General features: G+C 37.9%; 22 protein-coding genes. 5 read left to right on the plus strand and 17 right to left on the minus strand.

Annotated features, from left to right (window positions below):
* Window position 1 precedes the first annotated feature (1 nt).
* The gene (locus IW492_RS02130) at window positions 2-724 is read right to left on the minus strand and encodes a spr1630 family ClpXP-sensitive toxin (RefSeq protein WP_202064640.1); all 723 of its coding nucleotides are present in this window, start codon (window positions 722-724) and stop codon (window positions 2-4) included.
* Window positions 725-1,389: 665 nt separating this feature from the next.
* On the opposite strand from IW492_RS02130, the gene IW492_RS02135 reads away from it, so the two are divergent.
* From IW492_RS02135 to IW492_RS02145, 3 genes are all read left to right on the plus strand, one after another.
* Window positions 1,390-2,790 carry a TrkH family potassium uptake protein gene (locus IW492_RS02135; protein WP_202064642.1) on the plus strand — a complete coding sequence of 467 codons (1,401 nt, stop codon included), beginning with the start codon at window positions 1,390-1,392 and terminating at the stop codon, window positions 2,788-2,790.
* Window positions 2,791-3,048: 258 nt separating this feature from the next.
* Entirely contained in the window at window positions 3,049-4,401 is a 1,353-nt protein-coding gene (locus IW492_RS02140) for a Mur ligase family protein (protein ID WP_202064644.1), read from the plus strand.
* The gene (locus IW492_RS02145; protein WP_202064646.1) at window positions 4,394-5,059 is read left to right on the plus strand and encodes a type 1 glutamine amidotransferase; all 666 of its coding nucleotides are present in this window, start codon (window positions 4,394-4,396) and stop codon (window positions 5,057-5,059) included. Before IW492_RS02140 ends, IW492_RS02145 begins: the two co-directional genes overlap by 8 nt.
* A 276-nt stretch (window positions 5,060-5,335) precedes the next feature.
* On the opposite strand, the gene IW492_RS02150 is transcribed toward IW492_RS02145, so the two are convergent.
* From IW492_RS02150 to gnd, 8 genes are all read right to left on the minus strand, one after another.
* On the minus strand, window positions 5,336-5,629 hold the full coding sequence (locus IW492_RS02150) for a hypothetical protein (RefSeq protein WP_202064648.1): 294 nt from the start codon (window positions 5,627-5,629) through the stop codon (window positions 5,336-5,338).
* A gap of 236 nt (window positions 5,630-5,865) precedes the next feature.
* Complete coding sequence (gene manA, locus IW492_RS02155; protein ID WP_202064650.1) at window positions 5,866-6,834, minus strand: mannose-6-phosphate isomerase, class I; 969 nt, start codon at window positions 6,832-6,834, stop codon at window positions 5,866-5,868.
* A 62-nt stretch (window positions 6,835-6,896) separates the two neighbouring features.
* Window positions 6,897-7,910, minus strand: coding sequence for a serine hydrolase domain-containing protein (locus IW492_RS02160; protein ID WP_202064652.1), 1,014 nt, complete (start codon window positions 7,908-7,910; stop codon window positions 6,897-6,899).
* Between the two features lie 24 nt (window positions 7,911-7,934).
* The gene (locus tag IW492_RS02165; RefSeq protein WP_202064655.1) at window positions 7,935-8,744 is read right to left on the minus strand and encodes a VOC family protein; all 810 of its coding nucleotides are present in this window, start codon (window positions 8,742-8,744) and stop codon (window positions 7,935-7,937) included.
* Window positions 8,745-9,989: 1,245 nt separating this feature from the next.
* The gene (locus IW492_RS02170) at window positions 9,990-10,583 is read right to left on the minus strand and encodes a guanylate kinase (RefSeq protein ID WP_202064658.1); all 594 of its coding nucleotides are present in this window, start codon (window positions 10,581-10,583) and stop codon (window positions 9,990-9,992) included.
* Between the two features lie 319 nt (window positions 10,584-10,902).
* Window positions 10,903-11,085, minus strand: a complete 183-nt coding sequence (locus tag IW492_RS02175; RefSeq protein ID WP_202064660.1) for a hypothetical protein — start codon at window positions 11,083-11,085, stop codon at window positions 10,903-10,905.
* 78 nt (window positions 11,086-11,163) lie between these two features.
* Window positions 11,164-11,337 carry a hypothetical protein gene (locus IW492_RS02180; RefSeq protein ID WP_202064662.1) on the minus strand — a complete coding sequence of 58 codons (174 nt, stop codon included), beginning with the start codon at window positions 11,335-11,337 and terminating at the stop codon, window positions 11,164-11,166.
* 423 nt (window positions 11,338-11,760) lie between these two features.
* A complete protein-coding gene (gene gnd / locus IW492_RS02185; protein WP_202064670.1) occupies window positions 11,761-12,660 on the minus strand; it encodes a phosphogluconate dehydrogenase (NAD(+)-dependent, decarboxylating) in 900 nt (299 codons plus the stop codon).
* A 189-nt stretch (window positions 12,661-12,849) separates the two neighbouring features.
* On the opposite strand from gnd, the gene IW492_RS02190 reads away from it, so the two are divergent.
* Window positions 12,850-13,659, plus strand: coding sequence for a MurR/RpiR family transcriptional regulator (locus IW492_RS02190; protein WP_202065039.1), 810 nt, complete (start codon window positions 12,850-12,852; stop codon window positions 13,657-13,659).
* A gap of 235 nt (window positions 13,660-13,894) precedes the next feature.
* Window positions 13,895-14,515 (plus strand): FMN-dependent NADH-azoreductase, encoded by a 621-nt coding sequence (locus IW492_RS02195; protein WP_202064672.1) that lies wholly within the window; start codon window positions 13,895-13,897, stop codon window positions 14,513-14,515.
* 272 nt (window positions 14,516-14,787) lie between these two features.
* Here IW492_RS02195 and relB read toward each other — a convergent pair whose 3' ends face one another.
* From relB to atpD, 8 genes are all read right to left on the minus strand, one after another.
* Window positions 14,788-15,000, minus strand: a complete 213-nt coding sequence (gene relB, locus IW492_RS18490) for a type II toxin-antitoxin system RelB family antitoxin (RefSeq protein ID WP_202065041.1) — start codon at window positions 14,998-15,000, stop codon at window positions 14,788-14,790.
* Window positions 15,001-15,345: 345 nt separating this feature from the next.
* Entirely contained in the window at window positions 15,346-16,527 is a 1,182-nt protein-coding gene (locus IW492_RS02205; protein ID WP_202064674.1) for an AI-2E family transporter, read from the minus strand.
* Window positions 16,528-16,540: 13 nt separating this feature from the next.
* Entirely contained in the window at window positions 16,541-16,894 is a 354-nt protein-coding gene (locus tag IW492_RS02210; RefSeq protein ID WP_202064676.1) for a PTS glucitol/sorbitol transporter subunit IIA, read from the minus strand.
* A gap of 560 nt (window positions 16,895-17,454) precedes the next feature.
* Window positions 17,455-17,631, minus strand: coding sequence for a DNA-directed RNA polymerase subunit beta (locus IW492_RS02215; RefSeq protein WP_202064678.1), 177 nt, complete (start codon window positions 17,629-17,631; stop codon window positions 17,455-17,457).
* Window positions 17,632-17,648: 17 nt separating this feature from the next.
* Window positions 17,649-18,947, minus strand: a complete 1,299-nt coding sequence (gene murA, locus IW492_RS02220) for a UDP-N-acetylglucosamine 1-carboxyvinyltransferase (protein WP_202064682.1) — start codon at window positions 18,945-18,947, stop codon at window positions 17,649-17,651.
* Between the two features lie 102 nt (window positions 18,948-19,049).
* Window positions 19,050-19,286: a DUF1146 family protein gene (locus tag IW492_RS02225; RefSeq protein WP_202064683.1), complete on the minus strand. Its 237-nt coding sequence runs from the start codon at window positions 19,284-19,286 to the stop codon at window positions 19,050-19,052.
* A 214-nt stretch (window positions 19,287-19,500) separates the two neighbouring features.
* Window positions 19,501-19,923 (minus strand): F0F1 ATP synthase subunit epsilon, encoded by a 423-nt coding sequence (locus IW492_RS02230; RefSeq protein ID WP_202064685.1) that lies wholly within the window; start codon window positions 19,921-19,923, stop codon window positions 19,501-19,503.
* 12 nt (window positions 19,924-19,935) lie between these two features.
* Complete coding sequence (atpD, locus tag IW492_RS02235; protein WP_202064686.1) at window positions 19,936-21,342, minus strand: F0F1 ATP synthase subunit beta; 1,407 nt, start codon at window positions 21,340-21,342, stop codon at window positions 19,936-19,938.
* Window positions 21,343-21,375 lie beyond the last annotated feature (33 nt).

A 21,375-nucleotide genomic window follows, 5' to 3' on the forward strand; every position in this document is an offset into this window, starting at 1 on the left:
ACTATTCATTAGAAGTTTCTTTGTCCTCCTCTGGTACAGTGTAATCGTAGTCATAAACCTCTACAATCTCTTCTCTTTCTCCAACAACAGCCGAATATTCCTCATCTTCGATCGTGATGCTAGTTGTTTGCAGATAAGGTGATAAATCCTGAATCATATGCAGTACTCGTGTTTCATCATCAGGTAAAACAAGTAATACAGATTCAATCACTTTGGAAATATCTGTTTTATAAACAACAATATAAAAGTTTTCATACTTCGATAATTCTTCTTCTGAAATAAATGGTTCATCAATTGACAACTCTAATTGAATGGAAACATTGGGTACTTTTCTCTGACCTCTACGAACCAAATCTAAAGTAGATTTATTAATTTTTGCATAATTAGATAAGTATCGGCTCGTTTTTTTCTTCTTATCCTTTGAAAAAGTCTGTTGCAAGCGATAATCATTTTTGATAATAAAAAGAGAAGGTTTACTTTCACCAAAAGAAAATTCAAGATACTCCCAACTTTCACCAGCTTTTTCTAATTTATAATCCATAAAAGAAGTAGTATTTTTGGCAACTCCATCATCAATAAAATTCCCCTTTGCAAAGGCAAATCCAGCTGAAACTTTTAGTTTCTTCTGCATCTCTTTACGAAGATCCAAATACTCCTTATAACCAATCAATAAACCATCAACTACTAGTTGCGCCTGTTCATCTTTTAAAACATCTCTTTCCATTAATTGCGCTCCAATCCATTCATATTTCTTTTCATTATATACTATATCTCATAAATTTTGAATCAAAACATACAATATCCCGTTTTTTTTAAAGTAGAAACTCTCGTTGAATTGAAATATTTGAAAATGCTGCTCATGTTCACTATTTTTATTAATCGATCTCATGCGGATATTCGTACATTTGGCAGCTTCTTTAAAATCATTCCTCTTTAAAAAGAATACCTAGCGAAGGTGCCCATGTAAAGGGGAACAAAAAAAGTTCAGGGTATTATCTTGAGAAATACATACATTTGGCTCCGGCACTGAACTTTTTTCTGTTCCGTATTCTGTATTTTCTGCTATACTTTACTTATTGAAAACCAACTCAAAAGAATCTATGAAAAAAATGCAGGATGCTGCCCAGCCCCCTTGACAACGAGCCGCCATCATTCGGTGTTCTGCCGATAAAAATGCTCAGCAAGAAAGAACGCCAGGATAACGATTATAACCGAATGATGCGCATTATCAAATGTTCGCAAAGCCGCTTCAACAGGCAGCTTTAAAAAAAGATACTCGCTCTGAGGAAAGACGCTGAAAAAAATGCTTGTATTTCAATCATACCAATGTTTAGAGTCTGTCTTTGATCATATATTTTGAATTACCTATTGAAATTCAGGAGGCATTTTATGACCTACAGTCGTTTTCTTTGGCGTGCTCAGAGAAAAATTCGCCATTATATTATGGATCACTTTTCATCTATTCAAATTATTGTTTCATATTATATTCTCATGACAGTGATTTCACTGTTCTTATTCTATCTGCCGGTCTTCAGAGTCCCGGGATCAAAAGTTCCTTTCATGGACATGCTCTTTATGGCGATCAGTACGGTTAGTGTAACCGGATTGACTACTTTTGATATTCATACAGTGTTTAACGACAGAGGAATTATTTTGCTGGAAGTTCTTTTTCAGGTTGGAGGTTTAGGTATCATGATGATCTCCACTGCCTTTTTTATCCTGTCAAAGCGTCGGATTACGTTGAAGCAAAGACAGCTGATTATGACTGATATGAATCAGCCTAAGCTGAGCGGAATTGTTCGTCTGATTCGAATCACCTTCTCCATTATCTTGTGGTTCCAACTGCTGTTCGGTGCATTCTTTTCCATTTATTTTCATGCTGCCGGCTATTATGACAATTGGCGGGATGCGATTTTTTACGGTTTCTATCAGTCGATTTCTGCTGTCACGAATTCGGGCTTTGACGTTACAGGCGATTCCATTATCCCTTTTGCAAACGACTATCTCTTTTTGATTGTAATCATGTTTTTAATCTTCATAGGAGGGATTGGTTTCCCAGTCTTGATGGAGATTCGTGAATGGTTTTTCTTTAAAAAGAAAAAAAGAGGTCTGCCGTTTCGCTTCTCTCTTTTCAGCAAGCTGGCACTGCTTTCATTTGTCTTTTTATTTATCGGCGGAACAGCTATCATCTATCTGCTGGAAAGGAATCACTTGTTTACAGATATGACAGAAGTAAATCGCTGGATCACTTCCATGTTCTATTCAATAACTACCAGAAATGCCGGACTGCAGATTAATCAGCTGGGTGATTTTCAGGTTACTACACTGATTATCTTTTCCATGCTGATGTTTATCGGCTGCAGCCCCAGCTCCGTGGGCGGCGGGGTCCGGACAACAACCGTCATGATTCTTGGCTTGTACCTGTATGCATTTATTAAAAGTGAAGACAATGTCAATGTTTTTGGTCGCAGAATTGATGACGATGATGTTAAAAAATCAGTCGTAGTTTTCATGCTCTCTTTACTGATGTGCTTCTTCTCCGTCATTCTTTTATCAGCCACGGAGGAGCATTCGCTGATTGCGATTATTGTCGAAGTTGCTTCTGCATTTGGGACAACAGGGCTATCGCTGGGTATTACAGATAATTTAAGCGGTATTGGCAAAATCATGATTTCATTGCTGATGTTTATCGGACGGATTGGCATGTTGTATACACTGATGCTGTTTATTCCAAAAGAAACTCGTGATTTGGGTTATGAATATCCTACCGAGAAAATTATTATTGGTTAACAGCTTTGTTAAAACCACAGGAAGACCGGATTGGACTGACAGCCCGGTCTTTTTAATTTTTCGCAGCTTTAAACAGACTGCACGCATCATAAGCTGTAGAGCTCAGGCGAAATCTTCTTCCTTTCCAAGTATTCCTTCCATTTGTTTAAGAACACCGAAAAATCAGAGAAAATAAATTAAACTTTCTTTTTAATTATGGTATGATAGGTTGAGTTTACAGAGATCAAACTTATTATTTACATAGATGGAGGAAACCATATGAGTGTTAGAAGTCAACTTGCTATTGCAGCTGGAAAAACCTCACAATGGGTTTTGCAGACCTTTTTCAAAGGGGGCAGCAGCTACCCCGGGCAGCTTGCGTTAAAAATAGATCCGAATATTTTGGATACTCTGGCAAAGGATTATGAGATTGTCGTAGTAACTGGAACAAACGGAAAAACTCTGACAACTGCTTTAACTGTCAATATTCTGAGACAGGAATTTGATCATGTGCTGACCAATCCAACCGGCGCCAATATGGTTCAGGGAATTGTTTCGACCTTTCTATCGGCTAAACAAAAAAAGAACCAGAAGAAATTTGCTGTTCTGGAAATTGATGAGGCCAGCCTAAGTAAAGTGACGGAATATATTAAACCAAAGCTGTTTCTTTTTACCAATATCTTCAGGGATCAAATGGACCGATACGGAGAAATCTATACAACCTATCGTATGATTGTCGAAGGAGCAGCAGCTTCTCCTGAAGCTCCGATTCTCTGCAACGGCGATTCACCTATCTTTAATTCTGTTGATACAGTAAATCCCCGGAAATATTACGGCTTCAATCACTTGCCTGATCTGGAACAGCTAGCTCACTACAATACAGATGGTATTCTTTGTCCAAAATGTCATCATATCCTGCATTACAAAATGATTACGTACGCAAATCTTGGAAAATACTACTGCCCAAACTGTGATTTTCGCAGACCTGAATTAGACGTTCAGCTTACTGAAATGGTTCACATGGATAATGTTTCGGCTGAATTTATCATTGATGGAAATACTTATGATATTTCAGTCGGCGGCATGTATAACGTGTACAATGCGCTGGCTGCGACAGCAGTTGCAGAGCATTACGGCGTAGCCGGAGACAAAATCAAAGCCGGGTTAAGCTATGATGAAAAAGTATTCGGTCGTCAGGAAGTGATTCAAATCGGCGACAAACGTTGTACACTAGTGCTTGTTAAGAACCCTGTAGGACTGAATCAGGTTGTTGATATGATTAATCTGGCTCCTTATCCGTTTTCTTTGGTCTCTCTGCTTAATGCAAATTATGCAGATGGCATTGACGTCAGCTGGATTTGGGACGGGAATCATGAAGCATTCGCTGAAATGGATATCCCTGCTGTTATTGCTGGAGGCGATCGTCATAAGGATATGGCCCTGCGTTTAAAAGTGGCTGGAATCCCTGAAGATAAGCTGAGCGAAATTAAAAATCTTGACGAAGTAATACAGGCAATCAAAAGCCTGCCGACTGAAAATGTTTATATACTAGCCACTTATACGGCTGTTCTGCAGTTGAGAAAAGCTTTAACTGCTCAAGGCTATATTCAAGGAGGGATGAACGGTGTCTAAAGAACTGCACGTCTGTCACCTTTATGGAAATTTGTTAAATACCTATGGGGATAACGGAAATATGCTGATGCTGAAATATCTGGCTGAAAAAGACGGAATTGCGTTTCACTCCGAGATAGTCAGCATTTATGAACCCTTTGATCCTGATAAATATGACTTAGTCTTTTTCGGAGGCGGGCAAGACTTTGAACAGGTGATTGTCTCCCATGATATCCAATCGAAAAAAGACGATCTGACTGCCTACATCGAGAATGATGGCGTGATGCTGGCTATCTGCGGCGGATTTCAGCTGTTGGGTCATTACTATATCGGTGCAGATGGTGAAAAAATCAAAGGCATCAGCGCACTGGATCATTACACGCTGAGTCAAGAAAACAGCCGTTACATCGGCGATATTGTCATCCATAACGAAGAGTTTGACGAAACTTATTATGGATTTGAAAACCACAATGGACGAACGTTTCTTGGAGAAGGAGAAAAACCTTTAGGGAAGGTCATCGAAGGAAAAGGAAACAATGCGGAGGACGGCACTGAAGGTGTCCATTACAAAAATGTATTTGGTTCTTATTTTCATGGGCCTATTCTTTCCCGCAATGAAAATCTGGGCAAACGTTTGATTTATACAGCGCTTGAACGGAAATACGGAGAAAACAGCTGACAGCTGGGAACAAATAATAAAAAAATAAACTGTAGACCACATGATCGAAAAGAACAGGTGTCTGCAGTTTTTTATTCGAAACAGCTTTTCATTAATCAGACGCCCATTGAAGTTCTAAAAATAATTATGCTATTTCAGTTCTAAAGTTTCAGATTTTTATCAGATCAACCTTATCTCAAAAGTATGCTCTTTTAAGATAATCAGTGGGATTGATTTTTTAGAATAAAAAAATTGCTACGTTCAATTACCACAAATTTTTCATCATTTACTTCTGTTTCATTCTCCCATAGAAAAACTTATAAATACATTAAATGAGGGTAAAAATACAACTCTGCCAGTATAATAAAGACAAGTATAGTCCAAAACCTTTTTATACGATAACAGCTCTATTGTATGTGCTCCTCTTTGAAAAATAATCCACCCTTTGGAAGTATTAAGTCTCACCTGAAACTGACTTAAATCTGTCCCACTATCATTAAACAGATATAATAAAAATTTAATAAAGAGCATTGGAGCAAGCAGCACTGCCCAAAAGATTGTACTTTTATTAAAATAGGTCTTTCGTGTCATAAAAACAACCCCCTCTTTTTCAATTCGAATACTTATATCATATTCAAAATTTCCAGTTTTATATGACTATTCTTCCCTCTATCTCTTTTTATCCCATTACACTAATGTTTCTCATCCTCCTTTCAAAATCAAGGAACCAGACAGGTATTTACTCATTTATTCTGAAATAAAAAAACTTGCAGACAAGAACCATTCGGCTTTGTCTGCAGGCTAATACTGGGTAAAATAGTCCCTTTTTACGCTCCAGGTTCTGAAGCTATAATCAGCAAGTCCCCTTCAATTCGCCATTTTTCCACACCATCAGGAAGAATGAAGCTTGTACCCTTTTTCAGTTCGTAGGACTCATTTTGGGTGGGCAGTTCTTTTTCAATAATCAGCGTACCGATACCCTCGATCACTGTAGCCAACGTATAAGGAGCCTCCTTTTTCAACTGCAGACTCCCTTTTACCAGCCATTCATACACATTGAAAAATTCTGTTTTAAGATACGTAGTCACGCTTGACTGTCCCTGATTATGCTGTTGAATCTTCAGTGCAGGCTCTTTAGCCGGAACTGTTGTCACATCAATAGACTGCTCAAGATGCAGTTCTCTCGGCAGACCTTTGTCGTCTTTCCGATCATAGTCATATACACGATAGGTTGTATCACTACTTTGCTGCGTTTCAAGAATCATAATTCCTTTACCGATGGCATGAATAGTGCCGCTTGGAACATAGAAAAAATCACCTTTTTTTACAGGAACCTTTTTCAGCAGAGTATCCCATTTCCCATCATGAATCATTTCAGCCAGCTCTTCCCTTGTCTTTGCGTGATGACCATAAATAATTGAAGCTCCCGGTTCTGCATCAATAATATACCAGCATTCAGTCTTTCCAAGTTCTCCCTCGTGCTTCAAGCCATACGCATCATCAGGATGAACCTGTACAGATAGATCATCTTCTGCATCTAAAATTTTCACCAGCAGCGGGAATACATCTCCAGAGACATCGCCGAATAATTCTCGATGATCGGACCAAAGCTCATCCAGCTTCTTGCCGGCAAATTTTCCATTTACTACAGTACTTACACCATGAGGATGTGCGCTGATTGCCCAGTCCTCTCCTATTTTTTCGTTAGGTAAATCGAAACCAAAAGCTGTATGCAGTCGATTGCCCCCCCAGATTTTCTCTTGAAAAACAGGTTCTAAAAATAACGGTTGATTCATAGTATTTGACTCCTCCTGCTGTTTTTTCTGAATTTAAACTTGCCACACTTACCTACATAATTTTAGCTGTCTTTCTCTTCCAAGTAAAGCTGTAACAGCTGATCTCTTTTTGCAATATACTCTTCCCGTCTATCTGAGGGATGAACCCTGTTGGATAAAAAAATAAATGCTTCTTTTTTTAAGATATCCATCAGTATAAATGTACCAGTATAGCCGGTGTGAAAAAGATAAGGCGTCTGCTCCCGGCTCCATTTCAAATCCCAGCCCAGCGAACGTTTGTGATTCTCAACAAAGGAATGATCTTGAAGTAATTCCAAGATGGTTTCTTCCTTTAACATTCTTTTTCCATTATAAACTCCCCGATTCAAGTACATGCTGACAAATTTTTCCAGATCTTCCAGATTGGTAAAAAGACCAGCATTCCCGCTATGCTCAGCTAATACAAAAGCTTTGGGGTCATGCACCTGTCCTCGAATCAGTCCTCTAACAGGATGATCCTCTGTCGGCACTGTTTTGAACGGATCATCAGGCAAGAAGCAGCTGTTCGTCATTTGAAGCGGAAGCAAGACACGCTCCTTAAATATCTCGATAGCTGGCTTCCCCAGCAGTTCTTCCAGCATAAATCCCAGTAATATCGTTCCAGCATCTGTATATTTTGATTCTTTGCCCAATTTTTCACCAGATTGAATCCTAGTGTATGCCTCTATCAATTCCTTTTGAGAAAGCTGATCCCGATTTGGTATAAATGTGTTGATATCGCTGGTATGTGTCAATAAATGCCGAATAGTCAGTCTGCCATCCTGAAAAAACGGATAGTATTTTTTCAGAGTTTCATCAATACAGAGCTTCTTTTCCTCAACAAGCTGTAATACGACCGTAGTTGTACAAATTACTTTGGTGAGTGAAGCCACATCAAAAAGCAGAGCTGCAGTCAGTTTTTCTCTTACAGGAAAAATCTGTGCAGCTCCAATTGTCGTTTCTTCAATACTTTCTCCCCGAATAAATGCAAATGAAGCTCCGGGAAAAACCCCTTCATCCAAATAATGACTAATTAATTTCTTCGTCCGCTCATACATCGCACTCAATCCTTAATACGCAGATTATTTTACTGTAAACCACCATTCAATACCATTTGTATCAAAGATTGAAAGAATGGTATGTTTGTTATCTACAAAAAAGACCTTCTCTTCTTTTTCCAGATGCTTCTTTAACTTTTCAATTTCTTCTGAACTTTTCACATTGATCGAAATGAAACTCCATCCTAAATCAGTCACACTCCCATTCACTTCCTGCTCACACAGGAAAAGAACCAAATTTCCATTACTTAAACCAAATTGATTTTCTCCAAGAGCCTCTAATCCTAAAATCTTTTCATAAAAAATTTTACTTTCTTCTTTATTCCACGTATTCACACAGAATTGAATAACTTTGCATGTTTCCGTCAATTTATTGGAATAGTCAATTGGCAGAACCTCTAAGTCATCCTCATCGACAGCTTTTTTTATTGGGACAACACTCTCCGGCTCTACCTCTGCTGTGACAAGCAGATTTTCTCTAATAAACAGTTCTACTTTGTTTTCTTCAGGATCTGTAAAAACAATACCTTTCTCTTTCTTTTCAAACGGATAGTCATGATCTGTAAAGCGTTTTACAGCTTTTTTCAGCTCTTCTTCGGATGGCAGCCCCACAGAAAAATGAACATTAGGATGCTTTACTTTTATTTCGGTTTCTTCCAGGACCAGCTGTTGATTTTTTAGCTTGGCCGTTCCGAAATAAGACAGTCCATTTTCTTCACTTTTTAAAACAAATCCAACAATATTCTTATAAAAGTTGACCATTTCATGGTTGTCGCTGATCTTAAATGCAATCGTCTTCAAAGATGCGTTAGCTGTTAACTGAAAATTTCCCACAAATTTTCCTCCATTTCGCAATAACGTTTCCTCTATATTGTATCATTTGTTTCAAATTGAGCAACTGATATAGTAAATACTGAAGCATTAATAACATAACAAAACGAATCTGTTTATCACTTTTAAAAATCTTTGTTTTTATTGTATGAAAAAAGATATTTAAAATTGATAAAAAAAATAAATAACAGCTATTATATCAATATTTCTTAAAACCTTCTTTGAAATTGCCAGTCCTGCTTTGTCAGTTTCACTTGTGTAGGAACATCTGGTGAAATGATATGCGTAGCCTCGATAAGTATTCCTTGAAGAGAGGCTAGCTCATCTAGGAGCATTAGCAGGATGGTATGCGTACTGAATATAAGATTGATTTTATAAAATAGAATCAATACATTAAATTGAAGTAGCCGCCAGTCCTGCTTTGTCAGTTTCACTTGTGTAGGAACATCCGGTGAAATGATATGCGTAGCCTCGATAAGTATTCCTTGAATAGAGGTTAGCTCATCTAGAGGCACTAGGCATACAAAAAGAACTTGCTCCTACGCTTCTTTGAATGCTCGTCGCATGTCTTATGGCTCTTTTTACACAACTTGCTCCTACACTTCTTTGAATGCCCGTCGCATGTCTTATGGCTTTTTTTTACGCAACTTGCTCCTACACTTCTTTGAATGCTCGTCGCATGTCTTATGGCTTTTTTTTACGCAACTTGCTCCTACACTTCTTTGAATGCTCGTTGCATGTCTTATAGCTTTTTTTACACAACTTGCTCCTACGCTTCTTTGAATGCTCGTCGCATGTCTTATGGCTTTTTTTTACGCAACTTGCTCCTACACTTCTTCAAATGCTCGTCGCATGTCTTATGGCTTTTTTTTACACAACTTGCTCCTACGCTTCTTTGAATGCTCGTCGCATGTCTTATAGCTTTTTTTACACAGCTTGCTCCTACGCTTCTCTTCAAATGCTCGTCGCATACCGGATAGTCATGCTCCTATCTTCTGTCGAATGTTCATCGATGTTGGGACAAAAGCGGTCAGCTCCGAGAATTAAGAAGGAATATCCGAAAATTGTCAAGGAACACTATTCATAGAATGACTGGCTGTGAATTGATACTTACCTGGAGCTACTCATATTTTCAGGATCGTTCAGCTTAATTCCGAAGGAGTTGCTCCTGCGGTTACTCGTCGCAAAAAGAATTTTTGCTTTTGTACCGCCGTTTATTCGGAGGTAGATACGAAGAGAGTATGGAACTTATTTCTGTCCCACACTCTCTTCTATCACTGACTGGATGATTTTCTTCATTTCAGCAACTACTTTATTGATACCTTGATTCCCGTCAATCTCATGAAAATTCGCATAGCTTTCCAGCACTTCTTTTATCCTCATATCTTTTTCATAAATTGCTGCTCTGTTTTTAATTGTTTGAGCATCCTCATTCCTCTTTTTCAAGCGTTTCATAATATTCTCTTTTGAAACATTCAGAAAAATCGGAATCACTTTATCTCCAAACCTCTGCTCAGCTATCTGGAACCCTTTTAATGTCAAAACATTATAGGCAAATTGCTCTTTTGTTTTCTCAATTATTTCTGCTTCACCAATTCCATAAAGATTTCCCGCATATGTATCATGTTCAACCAGCTGATCATCTCCAATCAGCCGTTCAAATTGGTCTTTGCTCACGAAATAATAATCAACGCCTTCCTGCTCCATTCTTCTTTTTTGTCTGGTCGTAAAAGAAACCAACTTACTGCCTTTGGGAAATGCCAGCTCCGTGATTTTTGTCTTCCCTGATCCACTGGGGCCCATAATGACAAATAATGGATTATTCAGTGCTGTTATCTTCATTTCGATCACCCTATCCGTTTATTTCCATTATTATACCTTGACAAATACATGATTCCCACTATTTACTATGTACTAAAGAAGCAACAGTCGGTTTTCTCAAATGATCATACTTCTTCTAAATACAAAGAAAGAACGAGAGTGAAACAGAAAAAAAGTTCCGCTCTCTCTTTGTATCTACCTCCGAATAAACGGCGGTACAAAAGCAAAAATTCTTTTTGCGACGAGTAACCGCAGGAGCAACTCCTTCGGAATTAAGCTGAACGATCCTGAAAATATGAGAACCTCCAGGTCCTTCACTGAGTAGGTAACAGGACTTCATCTACTCTGCCAAAGCAGTCCTAGTGAAGCCTGTCAATGTCGGCAGACCTTTCGGCGGATAGACAACAGCTAATTTAGCCACCTCCACAGCATGCTTCAAGCTATCCTCTTTACCAATCAGTTCAAATATTTGCTCATCCTTCTGTTCAATTTTTTCCAGAAAGGTCTCACTAAGCTGATTCACAGTATCGTGATATACTTTTTTGAGAAAATAGACGAAAAAATTTCTGTCGCTAAAAACAGAACCTGTTTCCCTTTTATTTTAAGCGCTTTCTTTAACTAGCGGATTCAGTTCTTTACTCGCATTCGCAGAGGTAATCTTTAAATGGTCAGCAATTTCCTTTGCAGTGATACCGGAAAGATTCTCCTTACGCATTTCATACTGATCTCTCGTCAACTGCAAAAGGAGATGGAGTACCCGATCTTTTCGCAGCATTCTCATGTTACCGCCTCACCCTATATTTGAGGTCATTATGCCACGTAAAAACTTATTGATGTTATCTTTTTAAGGACACTGAAGTCCAAGTGAACTGTTACAGACAAAGAGAATGTAAATCTCAACTTAGAGTGTATTCCTACAATTACTCATCACATGTCTGAGAGTCGCATATTTCCAAATAGGCACGTTTATATCGGTAGAGACGAGGATTTTCTACTGAAATAGAAACTTTTATCAGGATGGCATACGAAGCTCAAATGAGGATAAATTTTTCAGAATTTATTCCATATACAAAGAGATAGCTACTCGCAGAGGTATGGAGGAGCTTTAGAATACCATTTATTTGATTTTAGAAAGCAGGATATACTAATGTCTCCCCCAATGTTATTATATATATTTTTCCCCGGAAAGGATCAATGATTATTTTTCAACAACAGCATGTCCGCCGAAGCCGTTTCTCAGAGCTGAAACAACTTTTCCAGAAAAGCTGTCTTCCTCTTGAGAACGATTGCGCATCATGAGACTCAATGCAATAACAGGTACAGGTACTTCCATATCCAACGCTGTTTCCACCGTCCATTTAGCTTCTCCAGATGCTGAAACAATTCCCCGGTAATTTTCCAACCCAGGGCTTTCCTCAAACGCATTTTGTGCCAACTCCATCAACCAGCTTCGAATGACTGATCCATGATTCCAGACTTTTGCTACTTTAGCCAAGTCAAAATCGTAGTCGCTGGCTTCCACTAGCTGGAAGCCTTCTCCTATTGCCTGCATCATGCCATACTCAATCCCATTATGAATCATCTTAAGAAAATGTCCGCTTCCAGACTTGCCAGCATATAGAAATCCATTTTCAACTGTTACATCTTTGAAAACCTGTTCCATTGCATAAACAGCTTCGACAGCACCTCCAACCATTAGACAGGCATCGTTTCGTGCACCAGAAATTCCTCCTGAAGTTCCGCAATCCAGATAATAGACCCCTTCTTCAGCAAATTTTTCAGCCCGTCTAATTGAATCCTTATAATTGGAATTTCCGCCTTCAATCACAATATCATATCGACCCAGTTGTGGAAGCAATTCATTCAGCACTGCTTCTGTTGGTTCACCTGAAGGCAGCATCAGCCAAATGATTTTTCGTTCCTGCTCAAAAGATCCTATCAGAGCTTCACTTTTTTCGTAAACAGTGATATTATTCTTCTCCGCCTCTTTTACAACAGCTTCAGAAAGATCCACTCCACGAACATCGTACCCATGATCCTTTAAATTAAATGCCAGATTCATGCCCATCTTACCTAATCCAATAATTCCTATCTTCATTCTCTGCATCCTCCTGTTCTATTAACTCTATTATACAAAAAAATATTTTTTTGTAAACCATAAAAACAAAAATATTTTTTCTTTTGATTTTTTCTTTCTCAAAGTATAAGCTATTACTATATAGATAAAGAAGGAAACGGAGGCGATTTTTTGGAGAATATCCCGATTCGTTTAAGTATAAAAACCCTTATGCCTAATTTAAGCCAAAAAGAGCAGACAATTGCTCAATACATTTTAGATCACCCAGAAAAAGTCAGTCACAGCAGTATCAGCGACCTGTCTAAGGAACTAAATATTGCAGATTCCACTTTTTTCCAGTTCACAAAAAAGCTGGGCTTTTCCGGCTTCAAAAATTTTAAGCTTGCTTTATTAATGCAGGAAAGTGATTCAACCATTCTCTCAATTCATGAAACGATTGAACAGAATGATAATGAGCTGACAATGAGTCAAAAAGTTTTCGATTCAAATATTCAGGCGTTAAAAGATACTCGTCAGCTGCTGGTAGAAACAGACTTAGTTAAGGCAGCGGATTTATTCACCCAAGCTCATAAAGTTTCTTTTTTTGGAATCGGCGGTTCAAATGTTGTAGCACAGGATGCCTTTCATAAATTTCTAAGATCTCCTATCTCTGTCAGCCAATACTCTGATTACCATATCCAATTGATGGAAGCTTCTTTGCTGAATAAAACAGACTGCGCATTTGTCATTTCACATTCCGGACAGACAAAAGAAACAATCAAGCTGGCAGAGGTCGTAAAAAAATCAGGAGCTGCATTAATTGTTCTGACCAGTCGTCCAAATTCTAAACTGGCAGAAATGGCCGATCTGACCTTCCTTTCCATTGCAGAGGAAATCGAATTTCGTTCTGAGGCTCTTTCTTCGAGAATCTCTCAATTAAGTATTATTGACTGTCTCTTCGTTATTTGTATGTTTAGAGAAAAAGAAGCATCTCAAAAATCTATTCAACGTGTACGCAATACAATTTCTCCAACTAAATAACTGATGAAAAAGTCTTGGTCTTCTATTTTTTCAATCTCAGAAAAAAACAGAAATTTTATCAGGCAAATAAATTGATTCTCTTACTTTTTATTAGTAAAATGATACTGTTATATTTTTCACTACTATGTTTAAAACGAAAATCAGGTTCTGCAGAAGCACTGACTCATTAGATTTCTTTTTAGAAATAGCTATTCCGTCCTGTCTGTTGTCGAGCCTAAAGAAGAGGAGAAACTACATGTCAAAATTATTAGTTGTTAAAGCCCATCCGCTAACAAAAGAGGAATCACGTTCAGTACGTGCGTTGGACTCATTCTTAGAAAGTTATAAATCAGCAAATACAAATGATGAAATTGAAGTGCTTGATGTTTACAATGATTTCATTCCCGAAATTGATGAAGAACTATTGTCTGGCTGGAATGCATTGCGTGCCGGTGCAGAATTCACAAGTCTGAATGAATCTCAACAACAAAAAATTGCCCGTTTTAATGATCTTACAGAGCAATTTATTGATTCAGATAAGGTTGTAATTGCCAATGCTTTATGGAATTTGAACGTACCGACTCGTTTGAAAGCATGGATTGATACAATCAATGTTGCCGGAAAAACATTCAAATATACTGAAGAAGGACCTAAAGGCTTAGCTGCCGGAAAAGATGTTTTGCATATTCAGTCAAATGGGGGAGTTTACGAAGGCAATGACTTCTCTTCTCAATATGTAAAAGGGATTTTAAACTTTATTGGAATTGAAAATGTACAGCAGTTATTTATTGAAGGCATTGATTATGCACCTGAGCGTGAGGAGGAATTGATGAACCAAGCACTGACAAAAGCAGCTGATTTTGGCAAAAACTTCTAAAAATTACAGTAATGGGATTGTGACATAAGATTGAGAAGAGAAGTCATTGCCAGTGAGCTGATTCATGTTATAATTTGTATGCATGATTTTGATCCTTTCGGGGATTGAATGATTTAGAGTACGGTGGCTACCGTACTCTTTTACTTTACCCAAAAAACTCCAGAAAGGAGCGGTTTCCCGTCATTTCTGGAGTTTTTTTCATAGACTTATGTCACAACCTCATTTATTTTACAAAAAAACATCAATGCAGAAACTAAAGGATATTCAGCCCATTAGTGTTCAAGTATAGTAGTATGTGAAGTATTTCCATCTTTTTCATTATGCTGTGCCATTAATTTTTTATAAGTGTAGAAATCAATCTGATTTTCAGCAGATGCCAAAACTTTCTCTTTAACAAACTCAGAAATTGTCTTGTTATTGAACTTAGCAACCTTTTTCAGGAAATCTTTTTCTTCCTCTGTCACTCTAAATGTAATAGTAGCTATTTCACTTCCCCCCTCTTCTTTAAAACAATTGGTTTACGAAAAATAGTTTAGCACACTTCTACTTGTTCATACAAGAAGTCATTCTCTTCTAAAGCATCCTCTCTAATGAGCAAAAAAATATTCATCTATACAATATTTATCATTGTAAGCAGAGTTCTACCTTTATTAAACAGCCCAATTGCTGTTAAAGATAGACAGACTGAAAATAAGCAGTGTTTTACAAAAAAACACCAATGGAGCAAACTTTTCCAGCTCATTCATTGGTGTTTTTAGATTGTGTAATATTATTTTTTTATTAATTGAAACGTTCAGCATTCGGCTATTTAACTAAGAATCATTTTTTAATCAGGTTTCAATATCATTTTCTTTTTCATCATAATATAAGCTTGAAACTTCTTTATACCATTCAAAAATATTTTTAATCAATACTTTTGCTGCAGCATAGACAGGAATACCTAAAATTACTCCTGTAATACCAAACAGTTTTCCTGAAGTCAGAAGAACCAGCAAGATCGTCACTGGATGAACATCCAGCCGACTTCCCAAAACAAGCGGCGACACAACTCGTCCTTCAATTGTCTGCTCCAATACAAAGACAATTAATACTTTGATCAGTAATACAGGTCCTCCAACAATCCCCAAGAAGACTGCAGGAACCATCGCAAGAAACGATCCCAGATAAGGAATCAGGTTCAAAAAACCAGCTATAATTCCCAAAGTGATCGAATATTCCAGTCCTATTATTGAAAACCCAATAATAAACATCATCGCTACAGCAAATGCCACTGTCAACTGTCCACGGATATAAGAAGAAACCTGACTATGCATTTCTGACAGAACACTTAACGTTGGCTTGCGCATTTTGTTTGGCAGGAACTTTATATAGAACGGTGCAAGCTGTTTACCGTCTTTCAGCAGATAAAATAAAATAAACGGCATAGTGAATACTGCTACCACAACAGAAGCTACAGCCCCAAAAAAGTTTCCAAGTCCCTGAACAGTTGAGGATGAAACATTCTTAATGATATCACCAATTGAATTAGTCAGCCTATCTCCCATATCTTCTAGCGGCTGCCTCAATTGACCAAAAAGCGGATCACTTAAAATCTCCTGCATTTTGCTGTCAATCGTATCAACATATTTGGGAAAATTATTGGTAAAGCTGACGACCTGACTTTGTATTTCAGGAACAATTACAATAACACCCCAGACGATGAGTGCCATAACAACAACAAACAATCCAAAAATGCTCCAGACTCGAGGAATTTGCTTTTTTTCCAAATAATCTACAATTGGATTAAGTAAATAATATAAAATTGTTGCCATGATAATAGGCAGTCCGACAACACCGACAAACTGCCACAAAGGTGTAAATAGATGAGACACCTTCGTAAACAATAATAGTATCAGCAGGATCAGCAGGACAATCAGCAAGGCAGTTACAACCTGACTGTTTAAAAACCAACGCCAAAACCATGAAAAACGGCTTCCTGTCTTTTCCTTTTTTATTTGCGGGTCTTTCGACATTCAATCACCTTCCTCAACAAATATATTCTATAACAGAACCTACATGTATTTTTGGAAATTCAGTTGGTGACAGATAAAGACCGTTGACCACAGCATCTTCTTCCGGAATTTCATCAAAAACCAGTGTTACATGGGCAATACTATTTAGATTTGCATTGGCAAACGGCCCAACCTGTTTTACTGTATAAACAGCTTTATCAATTTTTAACTGGTCCCCATCCTTAATGGTTAGTTCTTTAGTGCCCTCAAATTTTTGAATAACAGAATGTTCACGTAAACTTTCTGTTGCACCTTCACCAAAAAGAATAATCATTCGCTCTTTTTCATCAAGTGCCTGTGCTCCTACCTCGGTAACAATTGCTTTCATCAATATCTCGCTCCTTTTCATTAGTAATGAAAACCAAGAAATCACTCCCAGTTTCTTTCATTTGGTCTGATTCAGATACAATAAGCAATTAACAACTATTGCCCAGTTTTGTTAAAAAATAAATAACAAATTACTCTGTTTATATCTAAATCTCTCTGCCATTCACTCACAGATGATCTTAATTTAAAACCCAGCATAGAATAAACAGCAGTATTTTCGTGTTTATTACCATTTACAATTATATCATAGAAAAAATTTTTCCTCTGAGAATTTCTCTTTCAAATAAAAAAGCTCTAAAATATTATAGAAAAGTTAAACACCATTGATTAACTATGAACCACAGACAGGTATTAATAAGTACATAAACAATTCGCAGCCGCTGAAACTTTCATATACTATTCAGTTTAAATCAAAAAAGAATTTTCATAAAACTTTATCTATTCTTTATTTATATACTATTTCATTAGGCTGTTATAGAAAAAGCTGGAATGACGATCGCCATTCCAGCTTTGCTATCTAATAACAAACTATTTACTGTATACTTCAATTCATAAGAAGCCCTACTTAAAAAAGTCCAGAATATGAGTCCATACTTCCTTATTAAAAACATCTTTCGGATCTCCGCCGCCAACAATCCCATAGCCGATCATTGTGCCGGTGATAAAAAGAATAAGAACCAATGAAATAACAACTAAAATTTTCAACAAGGTCACTACAATATAGCGCGTTGAACTCATAACTAACTACCCCTATCTTAACGAACTGCTGCTGTTTCCTTTGTTTCGACAGTATCTTCATTTATACGTTCTACTTTTGCACCCAGTTTTTGAAGCTTTTTATGGAATTCATAGTAGCCGCGATCCAAATATTTAAGATGAGAAACACGTGTGATTCCATTTGCACGCAGACCAAGCAGAATTAATGCTGCAGCGGCTCTTAAATCTGTCGCATTCACAGAAGCCCCCTGAAGCTCGTTACCACCGTTAATTACAGCAATATTCCCATCAATCTGAACATCTGCATTCATATTCATCATTTCCTCTAAATGCTGGAAACGATTTTCAAATACAGTTTCAGTAACAATGCTGGAGCCTTTTGCTAAAACCTGCATTGCAGTTACCTGTGCCTGCATATCTGTCGGAAATCCCGGATGAGGTAATGTCTTGATATCTGTTGGTTTAATTTCTTTTGGACCAATGACACGAATACCTTTATCTTCTTCCTTAATAACAGCACCCATTTCTGTTAATTTAGAAATTAACGGGCGATTATGTTCAATAATTGCTTCTTCAATTAAAACATCACCTTCTGTCATTGCAGCGGCAACCATAAACGTACCAGCCTCAATACGATCCTGAACAACCGAATGTTCAACAGCGTGCAGTTTCTGCACTCCTTCAATACGCATCATTTCTGTACCGGCACCATAAACCTGTGCACCCATTTTATTCAATACATTAGCCAAATCAACAATTTCAGGCTCTCTGGCAACATTCTCAATAATCGTTGTCCCTTTTGCCAAAACTGCAGCCATCATAATATTCTGTGTTGCTCCCACACTTGGGAAATCAAGATAGATTCTACTGCCCTTTAATTCTTTTGCAACAGCTTCAATATAACCGTTCTTTTGAATAATTTCAGCTCCCAAAGCTTGAAATCCTTTCAAATGCAAATCAATTGGTCGTTTACCAATTGCACAACCGCCTGGCATCGCAACTTTTGCATGACCATTACGAGCCAGTAATGGTCCCATAACAACAATTGAAGCTCTCATTTGGCTTACATACTCATAATTTGCTTCAATTCCCAACGGTTTTGTTGCATCAATAATTACTTCATTCTCTTTTTCGTTAAAGTCTATATCTACATTTAAGTGTTTGATTACCTGATTCATTGTGAACACATCTGAAAGGATTGGTACATTCTTTAAAACAGTAGTCCCTTCTTCTGCTAAAAGTGTTGCTGCCAGAATCGGCAACACCGCATTTTTTGCTCCTTCAATCTTTACAGTTCCTTTTAATTGGTTACCGCCATGAACAATGATCTGTTCCATTTCGTTCCCTCCAAAAATAAGAATAGGTCTTTCCTACTCAAAATCTTTTCTATTATACCACTCTTTAATGTAAATTTGTACAATTACTTCATAAATAACTGTTTATGAAAAGAAAGATATAAAGATATTACGACATAATGCAATAAATTCCAAAAAGAATGCACTTGACGTATATCCCAGAACAATAGAAAATAGAATAATCAAAACCCTAATTTGTGCAACATGGAGAGATTTAAAAAACTGATCAATTCTAACAGCCTGAAATGCCCAAAAACTCAGATATATAAATAATACATGAGAAGCAATTCGAATAATCGCATCAATCCCATAAAACTGCATAATGATTCTCCTTCTATCAGTAGTTCTCTTTCTTTTATTTGTAAAAGACAATACACGAATAGTTTATCACAAAAAAAGGAAAAATTATAAAAAAAATACCTTTTATTCATATGTATTTAATAATCTATGGCAAAAAATTGGAAATATACATCCTATTATGAAAAAAACAGCCACAAATAAGCCGCTCTCTTTGTGACTGCCTTCTTCTTTATTTTTACGTATGTTTGGCTACATTGATCCGGTTAATGGCCCTGTGCAGTGCCACATTCGCCCGTTTAAATTCATCAATATTATCATTTTGCCTAGCTTCCTGAATCATCTTCTCAGCACGCTGTTTTGCACGCTCTGCTCTGGAAACATCGATATCGCGTTCTCTTTCAGCACTGTCAGCAATGATTGAGACAATATTGTCACGAACTTCCAGAATACCGCCGTTTACTGCAATCCAATCTACATGTGTATCTGCATCTGTTCTTTTAATCCGAACCTCGTCAATTGCCAAAGGAACGATGATCGGCGCATGTTTGGGAAGAATCCCAATTTCGCCGTCTGTCGTCCTTGCAACGACAATGCGGGCACGATGGTCATAAACCAGACCATCTGGAGTCATTACATTAACAGTTAACACATTATCCATCATGTACGCCTCCTAGTAGTTCAATGACTTCGCTTTTTCTATAACATCTTCAATTTGCCCTACACTTCTAAACGCTTCTTCAGGCAGGTCATCATATTTTCCTTCAAGAATTTCTTTAAAGCCTCTAACGGTTTCAGCAACCGGCACATAAGAACCAGGCTGACCTGTAAACTGTTCTGCAACATTAAAGTTTTGAGACAAGAAGAACTGAATTCTACGAGCTCTCCCTACAAGAATTTTTTCATCATCGGACAATTCGTCCATCCCCAGAATAGCAATAATGTCCTGCAGCTCTCGATATCGTTGAAGTACATGTTGAACCTCAGTTGCCACATGGTAGTGCTCCTCGCCAACAATTTCAGGTGTCAATGCACTGGAAGAAGAAGCAAGCGGATCAACCGCCGGATAAATTCCCTGCTCAGTCAGACGTCGTTCCAGATTAGTTGTTGCGTCCAGATGGGCAAAGGCAGTAGCCGGAGCAGGATCAGTATAATCATCAGCCGGTACATAAATTGCCTGAATAGAAGTAATTGATCCTTTTTTCGTTGAAGTAATCCGTTCCTGCAGCTGGCCCATTTCAGTTGCCAGAGTAGGCTGATAGCCCACTGCAGAAGGCATCCGTCCAAGCAGAGCTGAAACTTCTGAACCCGCCTGTGTAAAGCGGAAAATATTGTCGATAAACAACAGAACATCCTGTCCTTCTTCATCACGGAAATGTTCTGCAATCGTTAAACCGGTCAAAGCAACGCGCATACGAGCGCCTGGCGGTTCATTCATTTGTCCAAATACCATGGCAGTTTTTTCGATAACCCCTGAATCTTTCATTTCATAGTAGAGATCGTTCCCCTCACGTGTCCGTTCTCCTACACCGGTAAATACAGAGATTCCGCCATGTTCCTGTGCAATATTATGAATAAGCTCCTGAATCAGTACCGTTTTCCCGACACCCGCACCCCCAAAAAGTCCGACTTTTCCCCCTTTTAAGTAAGGAGCAAGCAAGTCAATGACCTTAATTCCGGTTTCAAGAATTTCACTGCTGGTGCTTAACTCATCAAAAGTCGGTGCTTTTTTATGGATACCGCTTCTTTTGGCATCTTCCGGAAATGGTTCCTCCAGATCAATGGTGTTGCCGAGTACATTAAATACCCGTCCAAGCGTTTCCTTACCAACAGGAACAGAAATTGGTTTGCCTGTATCAATAACTTCCATTCCTCTTTGCAGTCCATCCGTTGATTCCATGGAGATTGAACGAATAACACCATCTCCAAGCTCCAACGCAACTTCCAGTACTACTTTTTGTTTATCTTTGCCGTTTTTATATACAACTAATGCATTATTTATGTCAGGCAGCGGCTGATCCAAAGAAAACTCAACATCAACAACCGGGCCAATGACTTCAATAATTTTTCCTGAACTCATGTTTCTTCCTCCAGTCTTCCTAAGTCTTATCTT

Origin of the sequence: Enterococcus sp. BWB1-3 (assembly GCF_016745275.1) — a bacterium.
Taxonomy (GTDB): Bacteria; Bacillota; Bacilli; order Lactobacillales; family Enterococcaceae; genus Enterococcus_L.

Coding starts and splice junctions, on each gene's coding strand:
- IW492_RS02130 (WP_202064640.1), bottom strand. CDS start 724: ATGGAAAGAGATGTTTTAAAAGATGAACAGGCGCAACTAGTAGTTGAT.
- IW492_RS02135 (WP_202064642.1), top strand. CDS start 1,390: ATGACCTACAGTCGTTTTCTTTGGCGTGCTCAGAGAAAAATTCGCCAT.
- IW492_RS02140 (WP_202064644.1), top strand. CDS start 3,049: ATGAGTGTTAGAAGTCAACTTGCTATTGCAGCTGGAAAAACCTCACAA.
- IW492_RS02150 (WP_202064648.1), bottom strand. CDS start 5,629: ATGACACGAAAGACCTATTTTAATAAAAGTACAATCTTTTGGGCAGTG.
- manA (WP_202064650.1), bottom strand. CDS start 6,834: ATGAATCAACCGTTATTTTTAGAACCTGTTTTTCAAGAGAAAATCTGG.
- IW492_RS02160 (WP_202064652.1), bottom strand. CDS start 7,910: ATGTATGAGCGGACGAAGAAATTAATTAGTCATTATTTGGATGAAGGG.
- IW492_RS02170 (WP_202064658.1), bottom strand. CDS start 10,583: ATGAAGATAACAGCACTGAATAATCCATTATTTGTCATTATGGGCCCC.
- IW492_RS02180 (WP_202064662.1), bottom strand. CDS start 11,337: ATGCTGCGAAAAGATCGGGTACTCCATCTCCTTTTGCAGTTGACGAGA.
- gnd (WP_202064670.1), bottom strand. CDS start 12,660: ATGAAGATAGGAATTATTGGATTAGGTAAGATGGGCATGAATCTGGCA.
- IW492_RS02190 (WP_202065039.1), top strand. CDS start 12,850: ATGCCTAATTTAAGCCAAAAAGAGCAGACAATTGCTCAATACATTTTA.
- IW492_RS02195 (WP_202064672.1), top strand. CDS start 13,895: ATGTCAAAATTATTAGTTGTTAAAGCCCATCCGCTAACAAAAGAGGAA.
- IW492_RS02205 (WP_202064674.1), bottom strand. CDS start 16,527: ATGTCGAAAGACCCGCAAATAAAAAAGGAAAAGACAGGAAGCCGTTTT.
- IW492_RS02210 (WP_202064676.1), bottom strand. CDS start 16,894: ATGAAAGCAATTGTTACCGAGGTAGGAGCACAGGCACTTGATGAAAAA.
- IW492_RS02215 (WP_202064678.1), bottom strand. CDS start 17,631: ATGAGTTCAACGCGCTATATTGTAGTGACCTTGTTGAAAATTTTAGTT.
- murA (WP_202064682.1), bottom strand. CDS start 18,947: ATGGAACAGATCATTGTTCATGGCGGTAACCAATTAAAAGGAACTGTA.
- IW492_RS02225 (WP_202064683.1), bottom strand. CDS start 19,286: ATGCAGTTTTATGGGATTGATGCGATTATTCGAATTGCTTCTCATGTA.
- IW492_RS02230 (WP_202064685.1), bottom strand. CDS start 19,923: ATGGATAATGTGTTAACTGTTAATGTAATGACTCCAGATGGTCTGGTT.
- atpD (WP_202064686.1), bottom strand. CDS start 21,342: ATGAGTTCAGGAAAAATTATTGAAGTCATTGGCCCGGTTGTTGATGTT.